At 59.3% G+C, this 15,061-nt stretch carries 19 protein-coding genes; 7 read left to right on the top strand and 12 right to left on the bottom strand.

Annotated elements, in window-relative coordinates:
• Positions 1–2 precede the first annotated feature (2 nt).
• The 3 genes from ACWHTU_RS03455 to ACWHTU_RS03445 all read right to left on the bottom strand — a co-directional run bounded on the left by ACWHTU_RS03455 (position 3) and on the right by ACWHTU_RS03445 (position 2,761).
• On the bottom strand, positions 3–1,202 hold the full coding sequence (locus ACWHTU_RS03455; protein WP_447861672.1) for an ATP citrate lyase citrate-binding domain-containing protein: 1,200 nt from the start codon (positions 1,200–1,202) through the stop codon (positions 3–5).
• 212 nt (positions 1,203–1,414) lie between these two features.
• The gene (gene mutM, locus ACWHTU_RS03450; RefSeq protein WP_447861670.1) at positions 1,415–2,251 is read right to left on the bottom strand and encodes a bifunctional DNA-formamidopyrimidine glycosylase/DNA-(apurinic or apyrimidinic site) lyase; all 837 of its coding nucleotides are present in this window, start codon (positions 2,249–2,251) and stop codon (positions 1,415–1,417) included.
• 45 nt (positions 2,252–2,296) lie between these two features.
• Complete coding sequence (locus tag ACWHTU_RS03445; RefSeq protein WP_447861669.1) at positions 2,297–2,761, bottom strand: protein-tyrosine phosphatase family protein; 465 nt, start codon at positions 2,759–2,761, stop codon at positions 2,297–2,299.
• A gap of 239 nt (positions 2,762–3,000) precedes the next feature.
• Between ACWHTU_RS03445 and ACWHTU_RS03440 the strand changes: the two genes are divergently transcribed.
• Together ACWHTU_RS03440 and ACWHTU_RS03435 are read left to right on the top strand one after the other, a co-directional pair.
• Positions 3,001–3,360, top strand: a complete 360-nt coding sequence (locus ACWHTU_RS03440; protein ID WP_447861668.1) for a hypothetical protein — start codon at positions 3,001–3,003, stop codon at positions 3,358–3,360.
• Positions 3,361–3,404: 44 nt separating this feature from the next.
• Positions 3,405–3,596 carry a hypothetical protein gene (locus ACWHTU_RS03435; protein ID WP_447861666.1) on the top strand — a complete coding sequence of 64 codons (192 nt, stop codon included), beginning with the start codon at positions 3,405–3,407 and terminating at the stop codon, positions 3,594–3,596.
• 58 nt (positions 3,597–3,654) lie between these two features.
• On the opposite strand, the gene ACWHTU_RS03430 is transcribed toward ACWHTU_RS03435, so the two are convergent.
• Positions 3,655–4,872, bottom strand: coding sequence for a small ribosomal subunit Rsm22 family protein (locus ACWHTU_RS03430; protein ID WP_447861664.1), 1,218 nt, complete (start codon positions 4,870–4,872; stop codon positions 3,655–3,657).
• A gap of 62 nt (positions 4,873–4,934) precedes the next feature.
• Here ACWHTU_RS03430 and ACWHTU_RS03425 point away from each other — a divergent pair, with 62 nt between their 5' ends.
• On the top strand, positions 4,935–5,183 hold the full coding sequence (locus ACWHTU_RS03425) for a hypothetical protein (RefSeq protein WP_447861663.1): 249 nt from the start codon (positions 4,935–4,937) through the stop codon (positions 5,181–5,183).
• 139 nt (positions 5,184–5,322) lie between these two features.
• On the opposite strand, the gene ACWHTU_RS03420 is transcribed toward ACWHTU_RS03425, so the two are convergent.
• The 5 genes from ACWHTU_RS03420 to ACWHTU_RS03400 all read right to left on the bottom strand — a co-directional run bounded on the left by ACWHTU_RS03420 (position 5,323) and on the right by ACWHTU_RS03400 (position 9,583).
• Entirely contained in the window at positions 5,323–6,672 is a 1,350-nt protein-coding gene (locus tag ACWHTU_RS03420) for a transketolase C-terminal domain-containing protein (RefSeq protein WP_447861661.1), read from the bottom strand.
• A 116-nt stretch (positions 6,673–6,788) separates the two neighbouring features.
• On the bottom strand, positions 6,789–7,550 hold the full coding sequence (locus ACWHTU_RS03415) for a carbon monoxide dehydrogenase beta subunit family protein (RefSeq protein WP_447861660.1): 762 nt from the start codon (positions 7,548–7,550) through the stop codon (positions 6,789–6,791).
• A gap of 27 nt (positions 7,551–7,577) precedes the next feature.
• Positions 7,578–7,901, bottom strand: a complete 324-nt coding sequence (locus ACWHTU_RS03410; protein ID WP_447861658.1) for a pyruvate ferredoxin oxidoreductase — start codon at positions 7,899–7,901, stop codon at positions 7,578–7,580.
• A 23-nt stretch (positions 7,902–7,924) separates the two neighbouring features.
• Positions 7,925–8,641, bottom strand: coding sequence for a 2-oxoacid:acceptor oxidoreductase family protein (locus ACWHTU_RS03405; RefSeq protein WP_447861657.1), 717 nt, complete (start codon positions 8,639–8,641; stop codon positions 7,925–7,927).
• 51 nt (positions 8,642–8,692) lie between these two features.
• The gene (locus tag ACWHTU_RS03400) at positions 8,693–9,583 is read right to left on the bottom strand and encodes a thiamine pyrophosphate-dependent enzyme (RefSeq protein WP_447861655.1); all 891 of its coding nucleotides are present in this window, start codon (positions 9,581–9,583) and stop codon (positions 8,693–8,695) included.
• Positions 9,584–10,011: 428 nt separating this feature from the next.
• Here ACWHTU_RS03400 and ACWHTU_RS03395 point away from each other — a divergent pair, with 428 nt between their 5' ends.
• From ACWHTU_RS03395 to ACWHTU_RS03380, 4 genes are all read left to right on the top strand, one after another.
• A complete protein-coding gene (locus tag ACWHTU_RS03395) occupies positions 10,012–10,260 on the top strand; it encodes a methylenetetrahydrofolate reductase C-terminal domain-containing protein (protein ID WP_447861653.1) in 249 nt (82 codons plus the stop codon).
• 22 nt (positions 10,261–10,282) lie between these two features.
• On the top strand, positions 10,283–10,708 hold the full coding sequence (gene queF / locus ACWHTU_RS03390) for a preQ(1) synthase (RefSeq protein ID WP_447861651.1): 426 nt from the start codon (positions 10,283–10,285) through the stop codon (positions 10,706–10,708).
• A gap of 142 nt (positions 10,709–10,850) precedes the next feature.
• Entirely contained in the window at positions 10,851–11,672 is an 822-nt protein-coding gene (locus ACWHTU_RS03385) for a symmetrical bis(5'-nucleosyl)-tetraphosphatase (protein ID WP_447861650.1), read from the top strand.
• Complete coding sequence (locus ACWHTU_RS03380) at positions 11,665–12,171, top strand: DUF309 domain-containing protein (RefSeq protein ID WP_447861648.1); 507 nt, start codon at positions 11,665–11,667, stop codon at positions 12,169–12,171. Before ACWHTU_RS03385 ends, ACWHTU_RS03380 begins: the two co-directional genes overlap by 8 nt.
• A gap of 54 nt (positions 12,172–12,225) precedes the next feature.
• Here ACWHTU_RS03380 and panB read toward each other — a convergent pair whose 3' ends face one another.
• From panB to folD, 3 genes are read right to left on the bottom strand one after another with little or no spacing between them, the layout of a single operon-like run.
• The gene (gene panB / locus ACWHTU_RS03375) at positions 12,226–13,014 is read right to left on the bottom strand and encodes a 3-methyl-2-oxobutanoate hydroxymethyltransferase (RefSeq protein ID WP_447861646.1); all 789 of its coding nucleotides are present in this window, start codon (positions 13,012–13,014) and stop codon (positions 12,226–12,228) included.
• Entirely contained in the window at positions 13,014–13,901 is an 888-nt protein-coding gene (locus tag ACWHTU_RS03370; RefSeq protein ID WP_447861644.1) for a methylenetetrahydrofolate reductase, read from the bottom strand. The genes panB and ACWHTU_RS03370 overlap by 1 nt, the downstream gene beginning before the upstream one ends.
• Before the next feature lie 10 nt (positions 13,902–13,911).
• Entirely contained in the window at positions 13,912–14,772 is an 861-nt protein-coding gene (folD, locus tag ACWHTU_RS03365; RefSeq protein ID WP_447861643.1) for a bifunctional methylenetetrahydrofolate dehydrogenase/methenyltetrahydrofolate cyclohydrolase FolD, read from the bottom strand.
• Positions 14,773–15,061: the final 289 nt, after the last annotated feature.

The raw sequence follows: 15,061 nt of genomic DNA, 5'->3' as shown, positions 1-15,061 counted from the left end.
CGCTACTGCTTTTGGAGTGCCATGTCGACGATGTCGGTCAGCGGCGTGTGGCGGTCGAACACCTGAATGTCGAAGCCCTCGTCCTTTAACGCGCGCATCGCATCGAGCCCTTCCTTTTCGCGCGGCCCGCCGCGGCGCACCCAGATTTTCACCCCATTCAACTTGCCTTCGGCCTTCGCCTTTCGGAATCCGGCGATGATGCCGCCGAACGTCTTCTTAACGTCGGTGAAATTCGCAATCGCACCGCCTACGATGATGTGCTTGATGCCGGGCAGGGAGCAGACTTTTTCCGTGAGGACTTCGACAGCCCAATCCGGTGGATCGCCAGAATATTCGGCGTAGTTCGCCAGTTTCCCTCCACGGGCGACCACGGCGTCCGAATAATAGACGCTTGCCCCGCCACCGGCTGGTAACATGGCCACATCGCCCCCGGGAATCTCGATGAACTTCACCGAACCCTTAATCTTGGCGTCTACCGCCATCACTTCCAACTCGTTCTTCGTATAAGGACGGCCGAATTCTGCGGCGAACGGGAAGTTCCAATCGGGATGCCGAAACTTGGCGTCCGCATCGAGGAGCGTGACCGCGTCAAGCGCCACAAGTTCGCCGTCGCTTTCTCGCATCGCAACCGGATTCACCTCGAGGTATTGTGCGTCTTCGTTGTCGAAGCAAGCAAACAACTTCCCGGCGAAATCGGCGATCTTCTTCGCGAGGTCTCCCGTGAAGCCGGCCTCCCTGGCCAATCTGTCGAGTGCATCCCGCGAGGGCGTCGTACCGATTTCGACCGAGAGCCGCTTCACCCGATCCCAGTTCGACTCCACTTCGATTCCACCGCAGTTCGCGACAAGAACGTCCGCCCCCTCGCGGGTGGATTTCACCGCAGCATAATATTCCTCTTTGTGGGGGATCATTTCCGACACGATGACTTGAGAGACCGTGAGACTGCCTACCTGGCGTCCTAGCATCTCCCTCGCAGCCGCCTCCGCACCTGAGAAGTCTAGGCCGACTCTCACAAGTCCGAGCTTGAAGCGGGAACCGAGCGCTTCATGAGCCTTGACGACCAGCTTCGCCTTTTTGAGCCAATCATTGACCTGCCCCAGCTTCGTCAACTCGTCAGCTGAGGACACAACGACATAATTGGGAACCGTAATCCCCCACTTTTTCATCAGCCCCATTCCGGGGCCCTCGAGCACTTTCGCCATTGGCTGGGACTCCTTTTGCCGGCATCAACACAACAGGAGGGCTAGAGTAGCGGAATCTCTTGCCCGCCTCAATCCTCCAAAGGGCCTACCGGGCGGGCTCAGAAGTCCTATCTGCTTCCGATCGACCGGAAAGACTTAAAGTTATTGAATTCCAAAGGTAGGAAGGGAACAAAGTGTACGGAAATTCGCCCGTGCTAGTCAAGGAAGAAATTTTATGACCGGTCGTTTCGCTGACACGAAGGACAATAGAAGGAACTGCGCTCCCCCCGCAACCGCTTGATACGTCGGCCGCAGCCGTTCGGGCAAGGCTGACCCGCTTTTCCGTAAACGAGATGTCGTTGTCTGTACCGTCCCTCCGTTCCGTCCGGCGCAAAGAAATCCCGTACGCTGGAGCCTCCGTATGCAATAGCCTCTTCTAGTACGTCTCGCATGGTCCGGTACAGCCGCTCGGCGGCCGGCCTCCGCAGGCGGCTGGCTCGTTGATAGGGGTGGAGGCCGGCGCGAAACAAAATTTCGTTTGCGTAGATGTTCCCGATTCCAGCGATGACCTGCTGGTGCATCAACAGCGGCTTGAGCCTCCCCCGGCGTGCACGCAGGAGATGCAGGAAGTCCTCCTTCGTCACCACCAGGGGATCACAGCCGAACCGTCTAGCGATAAAACGGTCCAATCCTTGTCGATCCAACAAATAAATTCTCCCGAACCGCCGGGGATTCCAGTAGCGCACCTCGGGCTCCGCCACCCCGTCTAAGTACAGCGTGAAATGCGTGTGTTGGGGAAGCCGTTCGCCCGCCGCCTTGAACAGGAAGCGCCCGGTCATCCCGAGTTCCCCGACGATGTACCGCACCTCAGCTCCGCGGGACAAGGCGAACACCAGACATTTGCCCTGCCGATTCACCGCAATAATCCGTGAACCGCGGTACCACTCCAGCGTGGACAACCCTTCACGCACCATGTCCGCACGACCTACCCAGCAATCTCGGACGACACCGCCGACGATTCGGCTTCGAAGTTGACGAGCGGCGACTTCCGCTTCCGGCAGTTCAGGCATGAGAATGAATTCAGATAGGCGTAACCCCGGCGGGAACACGACATGTTACAAGTGGCCACAGGCAGGATCGGCCGGCCTATCGCGAGATTCAGCCGAACGCTTGTGTTCCTGCCGCATCCGTTGCACGACCCGAATGGTCTCCTGGAGTTTGGGAACCGGCGCGGCTCCCGGACGCCGCGCCGATGCCAGCTTGACCGCATCGTCATACGTCATGCCTTCCACGCAACAAAGATAGGCGATAGCCACCGATACCGAACGGCCCATGCCCGCCCGACAGCAAACCATCACACGACCCGACGGAACGTGTCGTTCAAGCCACTCTATCGCATGGTATAGATCGAGCGGATCGACGGCCGCAAACTCTTTTAAGGGAACGGCATGATACGAAACCCATGGCGGGGGCTGAACCTGGTATTCGCCGGCCACCAGCAAAAGCCCACTCACAAACGGCGCCGGTTCGTGCGCGTCGTCGCTGTTCCCCACCAGCAGCGAATCGGTGATGAAGTGCATCGGACCTAAAGGTATCGAGTAGGCGTTCCTCCGTCAAGGTGTTTAAGGGGCTAGGAGGAGAGAAGTGCGCCATTCCGTATGACTACCGGCAATCCGGCGCCCACCGTCCGATGAGATAGCCGCGGGTTCGGCCAGAACGGCACAGGAGTCCACCTCCAACAGGTTGCAGTCTTGCGGCAATAGCCGTTATACTCGTCATCCCCGATAAGGCAAAGGCTTTTGCGGAGGACCGCGCCGGGATGACCAAGCCGTCCGTTGAAGAAGTAGAATCACGCCTGGCCGAAGTCCGCTGCGCGATCTGCAAGGGAAGTCATTTCATGATCGACCGCCGCACGATGCAGCCGGACGGGGAATGGAAAGGCGTGTGCACCGCTTGCCGTTACACATTCCCGGTTTACACAGACATGGAATTTTATCTTCGCACCCAGCCGGACATTCCGTACCGCCTCAAGGAGATGTCCTGCCCGGCATGCCAGCATCGCGGTGTGACCCTGGATTTTCGAGCGACCCTGTCGGTACGGGAGGCAATCTACTTCTTGACCTGCTCCGCCTGCCAACACCGATTTCCGGAAAAATCGTCGTTGGAAGCGTTCGAGTAGTCCCTTTGCGCTTGTTTCCTTGTTTCAGGGTATATTTTCAACATATGAGCGAACCCAAGCCACCCCAGCGGAAGCCCGCCGAATCCACCGAGCCCGATCAGCCCAAGGCGCGGAAGGAGATTCCGCTGGTTTCGGTTCCGAGCGACCGGGAACTCATCGCCGAGGAAATGGCGGAACTCTTTGATGAGGACCGCGTCACTCATATCCATGGCAACTCGGAACCGGAAGCCGATTAATCCCTGGCCAGGCTGGCCACTCCTGTGTTGTGAAGCTTCGCCTTTACGCCGTGCCGCCTTATACAGACCGGATGACCTCGACGGTGGCAGATTCTGGAATCCGTCCAACCGTGGCTTCCCGTCCTTTCCGTTGCCCACGCACAATCTGGTCGATCTTCACGATCGCACCCCGATGAAGTGCCTCAAACGGGGCGTTCGTCTCCGAGCGCATTCGGTCGAGGAGGCCCACCTCCGGCCTTCCCGTCTCGTTGCACAGCCAGACCCGTTTTTCGCCCTTCATCTTCCGCAACTCGCTCACGACGCGGTAGACATCCGTTCGCCTCGGCACAATCGTCCGACCATCCTTGCGCAGCAACAGATAGGAGAACTTCAACGCGTCCTTGATCAATCCTACGTCCCGATCGATCACCGACACGATCGGCGGCGGCACCCACTGGCGTTCCTCATGGCACCAATCCTCCACCTTGACCAAAGCCGGACAGGTCTGCTCATGTAGACACGGGCTGTAGACGGTGCAGACCTTATCCTCCAGCAGTCGGTCGCGCAGCCGGTGCAGGGCACGCGAGGTGTCCCGCAGCGCCGGTTCGATGATCATCAACGTACCCGCCGGGTCGAGGAGGTCCAGAAGGGAGCTGACCAGCGCGACTCTTGGAGCCAGCGGATCGCGTGCCGAGATGAAAAGTTCCCCCAGAGCGTTGGCAAGTACAATGACGTCGAAGGATTCGCTGGAACGCCGATCCCAGCGCCTCCACAGAGAGGTCCGCTCGACATCCTCACAGACCGTCCGGAGCTGCCCACCAGGCGCCCGCGCCAGACTCCTGTACGTTTCCCACAGACATGCACAATCGCCGAGCGCCATCGGCGAACGGTCTATCGCGACGCACTCGAGCGGCCGCGCCGACAAATTCGGCGCGGCCGCCATCCAGTCCAATACGGCCAGGACGGCCGTCCCCGGTCCGCTCCCAATATCCAGGACTCTGAACGGTCTTCCCGCCGAAGCCGGATCCGTCGGCCACGCGGGCAACTCTTTAAGCAGCGACTGCACCTTCGCCAGGTTGACCGGAAGGTAGTAGGCCACATAGGCCCGTCGCAGATCGTCTCTCTCCAGATACGGCCCGGCGAGTCCGTCACGTTGCCGCGTGAAGAGGAAAAACAGGGCAGCAACGCCGCGTGCGATTTCCTGTGCTGTCTTTGCTTCGGGCGCCGCATAGTCCACGCCTGCCACGCGGGAGAGCGTCTGAAGGATCGGCGGTGATAATCGAGCCAAAGCCGCCATCGCGTCAGGTTGACCCTCGGAAAGAGAGTGGTGTATTTTACCTTCGCGAAGGGAGCGCGGTCATGACTGACGCGATCTTACAGGCTTACCGCGAAGTCGAGCAGGCGATGGCGCGGTACAACAAAGTCCTCGAAGAGCACGTGACATCGCTCCGCACATCCGAATCCGCCGACGCAAGGAAGCTAGAGCGCATGACATACGGCGCTAAGGCCATGCGCGACAGCAGCATGATTTATCTTTCCTACGCCAAATTCATCGCCTACGGCATGCCTGAAAGCGAGGAATTGATCGACGAGGATTTGCAAGGCTAACTTGTCGTTCGGATCTCGTGGAGTGTATCTTGCCCTTTTCTCGCACTGTGCGCTTCGCGCTTGACGAGATACTCGACCGGCAACGAAAAAGGGCCTGATCCCGGACGGGATCAGGCCCTTTCGTTTCTGGCGCAGCCGCTTAAATGCTGCGCATGAAGTGAGCAACCGCGGCGGGGTCCACGTCCGCCGCCCCCATAACCTGGGACAGTGGAACATTGGTAGATTTCTTGCCTGTCAATCCCGACTCGACCTCGTCCACGATGAGTTCCACCGGCATGGACTGCCCGCCATACACGTGAGGCCCGGCGATGATCTTGGCCTTGGAGTGCCCGTAGATCGCCGCCGCGACGTCCTTGGCCAACCATCCCACGTAATTGAACTCCGGAATCACGATCAGTTTCGCGTTAGCGCAGAGCTGTCGGAGTTCTTGCGTTGGGAATGGTCGCAGCGAGCGGATCTTGATCAGGCCTACCTTGATCCCTTTCTCGGCGCACAGCCTGATCGCCTCGCGTGATTGGGCCACCGCGCTGCCGGACGCAATCAGAATGGCGTCCGCATCGTCCGTGTTCTCGGCGGTACAGAGCCCTCCCATGTACTTGTTGATGTACTTCCGCGAACGCTCCACCGCCGCCCAGACCTCCTGCTGCCAGACGGCATGAATGTTATACGCCATGAAGTTGGACTTCTGAACCGGCGCATCGCGAGAAAGACGAGCCGGCGGATTCTCCGCATCCAGCACGGGGACAGCGCCGCGCCAGGGGTCCCGCGGAGGGAGCTTGAGGCTCCGATCCTGCATGTACACATAGCCCCGAGCATGGGTCACGAAGAACCCGTCGCAGGCGACGCCGACCGGCAGCGTCACGTCGTTCTTCTCTCCGATAATGAACCCCTTCATAATGAAATCGAACATATCCTGCTGGTTCTCGGCATGAAAGAGGATCAATCCGCAATTCAGTAGGTACGAAATTTCGATGTTGTCGGGTTGAATCGCGAGCGGCGCGTTGACCACGCGGCATGTGAACATGATTACAGCCGGCAGCCGGTGCCCCGGCCATGACGCGATCGGCTCGATGCCGCGCAGCGTGCCAGGCCCCGCCGTTGCGGTGAAGCACCGCACGCCCGCGCGCGATGCCCCGGCAATGGCCGACATCACGCCGTATTCCTCTTCGCCGCGGTAGTATTCCTTTACGTACCCTTCGCCGTATAACACGCCAATGAGCTGCATGGTCTCGCTTTGAGGCGTGATCGGATAGGCTACCGCGAAGTCCACGTTCGAGCGACGCACCGCTTCTTTGGCCGCTTCGCTTCCCGTGATGAATTCGCGTGTCCTCGGCGCCTCGAGAAACATGTATTCCGGCGTAACCACGCGCTGTTTCTTAGCCTCCGCGTGCGGATCCTTCTTGACGTCCGTAGACTTGGGAGCCGCCACACTGGTGATCGGGTCACCTTGCGGATTGGTCTTGACTTCGGTCTCCAGAGATTCGCTCATGGTGGCACCTCTTGGCTTGTGTACTCATCGCGTGAAGCTATTATAGCTGAAGGCGTTACCGCCGGATCTTTCCTCGTGTAGTCCACCCGCGATCCCTACCGATTGTTCGCCCTCGTTCAGGCTTCGCTGTGCATATGCTCGGGTCGGTGTCCGTAGGCCGCGGCCCCGGCTAGATCCGCCGTCGTCGGTATGAACTCGAGAGGGTTTGTGTGTGTCTTGCCGCCGTGCACCTTGGACTGTGTCCCAGTGAACCGGACATTCTCACCGTTTTCTGGCAGCTTGAGCCCCATCTCTTCTCGCACCCGCTTGATAACCTGCGCGACCCGCCGCAGCTTCGCCGCGTCGCAGTCTCGGATGGTCAGCATCGCGTCTTCGTGCCCCTGCTCGGCGCAAAGCGCGCTCGTGCAGCAGTTCGTTCCCGCCCGAATCATCTTCAGCGTGAGATTGGCGTAATGACAGTGCACACCCACGAAGATACAGGCCTCGATCTTGTTGCCCCAAATGGTCAGATTCGGATGGTTCGGATTAATGACTTCCTCGGGATCGATCTTGGGATATTTCGGGCGATAATCGGGCATAGGGATGATCAGCACGTCAGGAATCTGTGCGGCGATTTCCAAAACCGCTTTAGCTTTCTCCACCGCATGTTCGTTCCAGGCCCAGAGCACCAACGGCCCTGGGAAGATCGTGGCGTTGGGACGCGTCAGCATCTGGCGCGCGATCTCTTCCATCACTTTCTCTTCGTCCTCGTGATGCCCGTACCACAGCCCTTGGCCCGGCTCGGGTAAGGTCACCCCGAGCTGGGCGGCGGACGGCGGATGAAACCCGGCCGGCCCGGGAACGATGATTTTTTCTCGTGTCTGCTGTGTCGTCTGCACGCCCTTTTCTCCCTTTTGTTGTCTCGTCTATCCGACCACCGGACTCGTCAGCAAGGCGGTAGTGGACTTCTCGCCGTATATCACGTTGTCCGTAATCGCCGCCTTGGGCAATTGGTCGATCATCACCATCTTGATGGCATGATGCTTCGCCATGTTGTCACAAACCCAGACGCACTGCGCGCATCCCTTGCAGCGATCCACCGCCACATAAGCCGCTCCATACTTGTACCCTTTCTCTTTGCCCAACTGGTCGTTGTAGAGAATGGTGTTCGCCTCGGGGCAGTACTGCGTACACAGCTTACAACTGGTTTGCGCGCAAATGTCGACGTTGATGTCGGCTACAAGGTACATCGGATCCCCTTTTCGTCAGGAATTTAGACCCTGGCGGCGGCGGTTTCCACCCGTTTGGCCGCTTTACTGATTTCGTCCCAGCCGTTATCGGCCGCGTACTTCCAGCCAGCCGCGATTACTGCCATATTCTTTTCGATGAGTTCCTGCTTCTTCTTGAACTTCCGCTCTACGACGCTGTCCAAGGCCGCCGTTCCGCCGGAGACCACGAATCCCTTGCCCAGAAATCGGTCCCTCACCGCCTGGCCCAATGCGTCCAAATTCGTGAGGCCGGTGATGCACCCAATCGCACCCATCAGCGCCATGTTCGTCGCCAAATCCATCCCCGACACCTCCAGCGAGATCTTGGTAGCTGGCAGGTAGAACAGTTTCGCGCGGCGCTCCTCCAATTCACGCGCATGATCCTTTTGCAGCTTCATCGGCCCGTCGTGGTTGATCAGCGCGACCCCGTCTTCCTTCAACCCGAAATAGAACGGCATCGTGTAAGACTTCCCGTGCGTGATAACCTGCGGGTGAAAGATGATAATGATGTGCGGAAACGTGATCTCCCCGATCTCGTAGATCGGCTCGTCCGACACCCGCACATAACTCTCAACCGGCGCCATACGTTTTTCCGACCCGTAGAATGGCACGATCGTGCTTTCGCCGCCGGCATTAATGACTGCGGTGCTGAGAATGTGCGAAGCGGTAACTACGCCCTGTCCGCCCACACCGGCCATCCGGATGTTAAACCGTTTCGCCATGGTTGCTCCTCCTTCTGCGCGACATCCAGCTCTTCCCGCTTTCCGACCGAATTACGCTTGAGGAACCGTGGCCGCCGGCTTTGCCTGAAATTCCCTATACCCATAGCGATCGGCCAGGTACTGCTTGGCGTCGTCCGTTATGAATTCGGTGAACTGGTAGCGGTCGTTCTCGACGTTCTTGGCGTCTTCCATGACTTTGTCGGTCGGGATCGCGTATTCGATGTTGCAGGAGGTGTAGGCTTGGATGTACGTCGGGCCGACTTCGCGGGCAATGAGGACGGCTTTCTTAATCACGCTTTCGACCCGACGGGGGTTGTTCGGCACGACGGTCGCCACATAGGCGCAGCCGGCGACTTTGGCCATTTCGACCATGTTCATCTTCTCGAACTTCTTGCCCAACGGCGCCATCTTCAACACCGCACCGCGGTTGGTCATACCGCTTTCCTGCCCACCGGTATTGCCGTAGACCTCATTATCCAGCATGATCGTCGTGAACTTTTCTTTCCGGAACCAGGAGTGCAGGACTTGCGAAAATCCGATGTCGGCCAGACCGCCGTCGCCGGCCAACACGACGACATCTTTGGGTTTGTCGCCGAATCGCAACCGCAGCCCGCGGGAAAGTCCGCTTGCCACGCCGTTGGTATCGCCATAGTTGCCGTACACGAACGGAATGGCGGCTTGGGAAAGGGCTAGGCGGCCGCAGCCAGCCGTCCCGACCGTAATCGTATCCTCGGGATTCGGAAACGAAATAATGGCCAACCTGATAAAGAGGGTCATCGCACAACCGGCGCACATGGGATGCTCTTCGAGGATCTCCTTGAAGGTTCCCATCTGGGCTACCCCGACCTTTCTACCGAAAGGCCCGTGCTCGACCATGTCGCGATATTCCTTCGGCATGAATTTTCCGAACCCCGGAGTGAACTTGACGTAATCAAGACTCATTGGATACCCTCCCTGCTGTTCGCCGGCCCTCGCGACGCGTCAGCGGGCCAACTTGAGGCCATATCGATGGGGATCGTCCGTAGTCGCGGAACACTGCTTGCGGCGCAAAGTCGCCGATTGATCCGATTTTTCCGAGAGGCCGAGTGTAACAAAGGCCGGAAAACCGTGTCAATTGCAAATCCGCTTCAAGGCGACTATTGTGCCAGCACAATCGCCAGTTTATAATTCGTTTCGGTTCAATGCAACGCCGCAGAAGGCCCACGGGCGGCGAAAGAAGGCCTAGCGTTGGTTGGTTCGGTAGGCCGTTTGCCCTAAGCTCTCCAACATTCATCTGAATATTCATCGTGATTCATGCCTTGCCGTCCGCATTCGCTCCGGATGGACACGGCGATTGCCGAGAGGGCCGGATCCGTTTACACTAGGGCACCATGCCATTGCGCGTCATCATTCCGGGAGAAGACAGTAGCGCCGAGCACGCGGGAGGCGTGCATAAGCGCCCGCCGATTCCCGAGGGATCGCTCAAAGCTGAATGCCCGAAGTTCATGAGCCACGGTCCTTGCGGCGGGGTGCGGAAAGGCGGATTTTGCGAAGTGTACCCGGACATGAAGTGTCCGTGGGTCACGTTGTATTTCGAATTGGAGAAGATCGGACAGATCGAGTGGATGAAGCAGATCTGAACCCGACGTGAGGCGTGACACCGTGAAGCGCGACAACAAGAAAGCCGGGCGACCCGCGGGAACAGCAACGCGGCTTGGCTATAATGAGCTCCACGCGAAAAGCGGAATTTCCGCGCCGCTTCCGGACATTGAAACGTGGCCGAACCAATATAAAGGCTACGAGGTCACCATCGAGATCCCCGAATACACGGCGATCTGTCCGAAAACCGGACTTCCTGATTTCGGGACAATTCGGCTGCGCTACATGCCCGACAAGGTCTGCCTCGAGCTCAAATCACTGAAACTCTATATCCATGCCTACCGGAATCTCGGTATCTTTTACGAAAACGCCGTCAATCGTATCCTGCAAGACGTGGTCAAAGCCTGCCGACCTGTCTGGGCTGTCGTGACCGGCGAGTTCACCGCCCGAGGCGGTCTGCGGAGTACGATCGAGGCCCGGTACCCCTAAGAAGCACCAACCGTCATTGGACAGTCGTCATCCGCAAGCAGACGGATTCCCCATCTTTATCATCTTTTCTGGCTGGACGACCGCTCTCGTGATCTTTCACACAGGACAAGCGACGAACGGCGGAGCGCGCACTTTTTAGTAGATGGCGACGTACGCAATCGGCGATATTCAAGGCTGTTTCTCCGCCCTGCAGAAACTCATCGACCACATCCGGTTCGATCCCGTGAAGGATCGCTTGTGGTTCGTCGGCGACCTGGTCAATCGCGGGCCGGACTCCCTGAAGGTGCTGCGCTACGTCAAAAGCTTGGGACCGGCGGCGAGGACGGTTCTGGGAAACCACGACCTGCATCTGCTGGCTGTTGCGGCCGGATGTGCGCCGGCCCGAACCAAAGACACATTTCAGGATGTGCTGAGTGCCTCGGATCGCGACGACTTGCTGGACTGGCTGCGCCATCGGCCGCTCCTGTTTCGGAACCACGGCTTCCTGCTCGTTCACGCCGGTCTCTTACCGCAATGGACCAGTACCCTAGCCGCCGAGTTGGCCCAGGAAGTCGAGCACGTGTTGCAGAGCGATGCGTATCCGAAGTTCTTGCGCTTCCATCACAGAAATAGGTGTGCACAATGGGATGCTGGTCTGACGGGCATGACCCGCCTGAGCGTTATCGCCAACGCCCTGACGAGACTCCGCGTCTGTACCCTTACGGGCGAAATGGAATTCTCATACACCGGTCCGCCTGAACAGACCCCGTCTGGCTTCTTGCCCTGGTTCGAGGTTCCCCACCGCAAAAGCACGGATGTGACAATCGTCTGCGGACACTGGGCCGCAGCAGGGCTCCGCATGCTCGACACGGTGCTGGTGGTGGACAGTGGCTGCATCTGGGGCCGGCACTTAACAGCAGTTCGGCTTGAAGACCGGCAGATCGTCCAGGTCTCCTGCGGAGAACGGGGGTACCGCGGTGCATGAGCCGGAGCCGCCTGATCCCCACTGGCCGCGATATGCTGCTCGCCCGTTTCCTTTGTACCGCTACATTCCAGGGCGGACTCCGCATCCGCGTCGCGACCCGCGCGGCCATTCCTACTGTCTGCCCGAACCCCGGCCGGCGCCGTTTCCGCCGGAAGCGTGGGCTTGCTCAGAGGACTACCTCTACGCAGTCGATCTCTACAATTTCGCGTACTGGTGGGAGAGTCACGAGATGCTCGAAGGGCTCTGGCATGCGGCCGGACGCCGGACCGAGGCCGGCCGCTTCTTTCGGGCGTTGATCCACCTGGCCGCCGCCAACCTCAAGCGGTTTAGCCAGAAGGAGGAAGCAGCCAGGATCCTTTTGCTGAGCGGATTGGTGCAGCTCGAGCGACTTCCTCCGCAGTTCATGGGGGTTGATATAGCCGGCTTGAGGGCGGGCATCCGCTCCGTGTCGGCGGATCCCACGGCACAGCCGATACTTGTCCGGCTCGTCATGCCTTGATGCTTCCGTCGTCGACGGCGCGGCGGCCCGGATCCTGCGTCGTCTCTTGGCGATTCAGTGATAGCTCTCTGAATCGCTCGGGAACTTCCCTTGTTCCACTTCTTCCTTGTAGCGCCGCAACGCCTGAAGGGCATCGACCTTCAGGTGAGCGTAAGGTTTGACGAATTTCGGCGTGAACTCGTCGAACAGCCCAAGGAGATCATAGAGAACCAGCACCTGCCCGTCGCAATACGGGCCGGCGCCGATGCCAATAGTGGGAATAGTCAGGGTCTCCGTCACCCGCCGAGCGAGGTCGGCTGGCACGGCCTCCAAAACAACCGCGAAGGCGCCGGCGGCTTCCAAGGCCTTGGCGTCTTCCAGCAAGGCGTCGGCGCCGTGGCGATCCTTGCCCTGCACTTTGTATCCGCCGTATTGATGCACGGATTGCGGCGTCATGCCCAGATGCCCCATGACCGGTATGCCGAACTTCGTAAGCGCGGCCACACGATCCACCACCGGCGCACCTCCTTCGAGCTTGACCGCCGCCGCGCCGGCTTGCAGGAAACGGCCCGCGTTGCGAACGGCTTCTTCCACGCTGACCTGATAAGACAGGAAGGGCATGTCTCCGATCACCAGCGCCTGCTGGGTCGCGCCAGCAACCAGCTTCGTGTGGTACAGCATATCCTCCATCGTGACGGACAGGGTGTTTTTGTTGCCTTGGACCACCACGCCGAGGGAATCGCCGACCAACAGCACGTCGATCCCCGCCTGTTCGACGATGCGGGCGAATAGCGCATCGTAGGCCGTCACGACGATGAGCTTTTTGCCTTCACGTTTGCGCCGTTTGAATTCGGGAATCGTCATCACATCAGCTCCGCCTTGGCGAGAATCTCCGGCAGACGATCGATCGCCTTGATCGCCATGATGTGCACCCCGTCGCAATGCGGCCGCACAGCTTTGATCGTCCGGACGGCAATCTCCACACCCACCTCCAAAGCATGCTTGTCTCCGGCCGCGCGCAGTTCGCGGATCATGTCGTCCGGCACCGAGATGCCGGGAATATTGGCGTTCATGAATTCGGCCATCTTGGCCGAGCGCAGGAGCAGAATCCCCGCCAGGACTTTGACCTTAAATCGGCGCACGGATCGCATGAAGCTCACGAACTGTTCCGGGTGGTAAATCGCCTGGGTCTGAAAGAACTGGGCGCCGGCGCGGACTTTGGTTTCGAACTTCACCAACATGGGGCCGAGTGGGTCGGCCTCGGGGGTGACGGCAGCGCCGATCGTAAAATCGGTCGCGCCGTCCAGTTTATTTCCCGCCATATCCCGACCGTTGTTCAACCCTTGCACCAGTTGCATGACCTGAACCGAATCCAAGTCATACACCGGCTTGGCTTCTTTATGGTCTCCGACGGTCGGGTAGTCTCCCGTCAGGCACAGGACATTGCGGATGCCCAACAAGTGCGCCCCGAGTAGGTCCGACTGCATCGCCAGGCGGTTCCGATCCCGACACGTCATCTGCATGACCGGATCATGGCCCATTTCGTAGAGCAGCCGGCAGACTGGCAGCGAGCCCGCCCGCATGACCGCCGCTGTGTTGTCCGTGACGTTGACGCCGTGCACTCGCCCGACCAACCCCTTGGCGTTCTCCAGCAGGGCGGAAATGTTCGTCCCTTTGGGCGGGTTGTACTCGATCGTCACCGCAAATTGGCCCTGATCGAGAACTTCTCTCAGACGCCGGGGTTCACGCATGGAGTGTCCTTCACAGCACGCCCGCGAAACGCTTCGCGGATTCCAGCGTATTATCCAACAGCATGGCGATCGTCATCGGTCCCACACCGCCCGGCACCGGGCTGATCCAGCCAGCCTTCTGACTGACGGAGTCGAAATCCACATCGCCGACAAAAGTGCCGTCCGCCAGCCGGTTCACTCCGACATCGATCACCAACGCGCCCTCGCGGACCATGTCGGCGGTGACGAATTTGGCCCTGCCGATCGCGACGACGAGGATCTCGGCCTCACGGCACACCGCGGGCAGATCCCTGGTTTTGGAGTGGCAGATGGTCACCGTGGCATGCCGATGGAGCAGCATCAACGCCACCGGCTTCCCGACAATGTTGCTCCGGCCGAGGACGACGGCGCGCTTGCCCTCGATCAGGACACCGGTAGATTCGATCATTTTGATCACGCCTTTGGGCGTGCAGGCTTCGAAGATCGGGTTGCCTTCCACTAAGCGGCCGAAGTTGTACGGATGAAACCCGTCGGCATCTTTCTGGGGAGAAACCGCATCCAATACGACCTTGCTGTCGATGTGCTTGGGCAACGGGAGTTGCACCAGGATGCCGTGAATCTTCGGATCCGCGTTCTTTTGGTCGATCAGGCTCAACAGATCGGCCTGGGACGTGCTCGCCGGCAGCTTATGTTCGTCCACGTAGATCCCAACCGCATCGCAGGCCTTCTGTTTATTTTTCACGTACAGATGCGACGCAGGATCGTCGCCTACCAGGATCGCGGCGAGCCCCGGCCTTACGCCGGTCTTCGCGTGCAGTTCCACGACATCCTTCGCGATACGCTCGCGAATACGCTGAGCCAACGCCTTTCCATCGATCAATCGCGCCCCCACGCCTCCCTCCCTTGGCAATTCCCAACGTCTAACAGCCGTGACCGAGTGAACGGAGCCTGATGCCTTCCTCAGCCGCTTTTGCTGAAAATGAGCGCACCATAGCAGGCGATTCAAATGTCCGTCAAGCGCGCACAACTCCTTTTACTTCACCCCTTTTTCGCTTTTCTTCGGCTTTCGCTTCGCGGCTTCCAAGCGGGGCCGGCCTTCTCAAGGCGACCTGTTCGCCGATTCATGGGCCGCCGAGAAAGGTTGCGCAGCTCATGAGATTCTGAAATGATAGCCTCCCGGC

The sequence above is a fragment of the Nitrospira calida genome (assembly GCF_976986435.1).
The sequence above is the reverse complement of the archived record's forward strand: the minus strand, read 5'-3'. Positions and strand labels throughout refer to the sequence as shown.

Excerpts from the sequence above, each read along its gene's own strand:
- ACWHTU_RS03455 (WP_447861672.1), bottom strand. The coding sequence starts at position 1,202 with ATGGCGAAAGTGCTCGAGGGCCCCGGAATGGGGCTGATGAAAAAGTGG.
- mutM (WP_447861670.1), bottom strand. The coding sequence starts at position 2,251 with ATGCCTGAACTGCCGGAAGCGGAAGTCGCCGCTCGTCAACTTCGAAGC.
- ACWHTU_RS03445 (WP_447861669.1), bottom strand. The coding sequence starts at position 2,761 with ATGCACTTCATCACCGATTCGCTGCTGGTGGGGAACAGCGACGACGCG.
- ACWHTU_RS03440 (WP_447861668.1), top strand. The coding sequence starts at position 3,001 with ATGACCAAGCCGTCCGTTGAAGAAGTAGAATCACGCCTGGCCGAAGTC.
- ACWHTU_RS03435 (WP_447861666.1), top strand. The coding sequence starts at position 3,405 with ATGAGCGAACCCAAGCCACCCCAGCGGAAGCCCGCCGAATCCACCGAG.
- ACWHTU_RS03430 (WP_447861664.1), bottom strand. The coding sequence starts at position 4,872 with ATGGCGGCTTTGGCTCGATTATCACCGCCGATCCTTCAGACGCTCTCC.
- ACWHTU_RS03425 (WP_447861663.1), top strand. The coding sequence starts at position 4,935 with ATGACTGACGCGATCTTACAGGCTTACCGCGAAGTCGAGCAGGCGATG.
- ACWHTU_RS03420 (WP_447861661.1), bottom strand. The coding sequence starts at position 6,672 with ATGAGCGAATCTCTGGAGACCGAAGTCAAGACCAATCCGCAAGGTGAC.
- ACWHTU_RS03410 (WP_447861658.1), bottom strand. The coding sequence starts at position 7,901 with ATGTACCTTGTAGCCGACATCAACGTCGACATTTGCGCGCAAACCAGT.
- ACWHTU_RS03405 (WP_447861657.1), bottom strand. The coding sequence starts at position 8,641 with ATGGCGAAACGGTTTAACATCCGGATGGCCGGTGTGGGCGGACAGGGC.
- ACWHTU_RS03400 (WP_447861655.1), bottom strand. The coding sequence starts at position 9,583 with ATGAGTCTTGATTACGTCAAGTTCACTCCGGGGTTCGGAAAATTCATG.
- ACWHTU_RS03395 (WP_447861653.1), top strand. The coding sequence starts at position 10,012 with ATGCCATTGCGCGTCATCATTCCGGGAGAAGACAGTAGCGCCGAGCAC.
- ACWHTU_RS03385 (WP_447861650.1), top strand. The coding sequence starts at position 10,851 with ATGGCGACGTACGCAATCGGCGATATTCAAGGCTGTTTCTCCGCCCTG.
- panB (WP_447861646.1), bottom strand. The coding sequence starts at position 13,014 with ATGACGATTCCCGAATTCAAACGGCGCAAACGTGAAGGCAAAAAGCTC.
- ACWHTU_RS03370 (WP_447861644.1), bottom strand. The coding sequence starts at position 13,901 with ATGCGTGAACCCCGGCGTCTGAGAGAAGTTCTCGATCAGGGCCAATTT.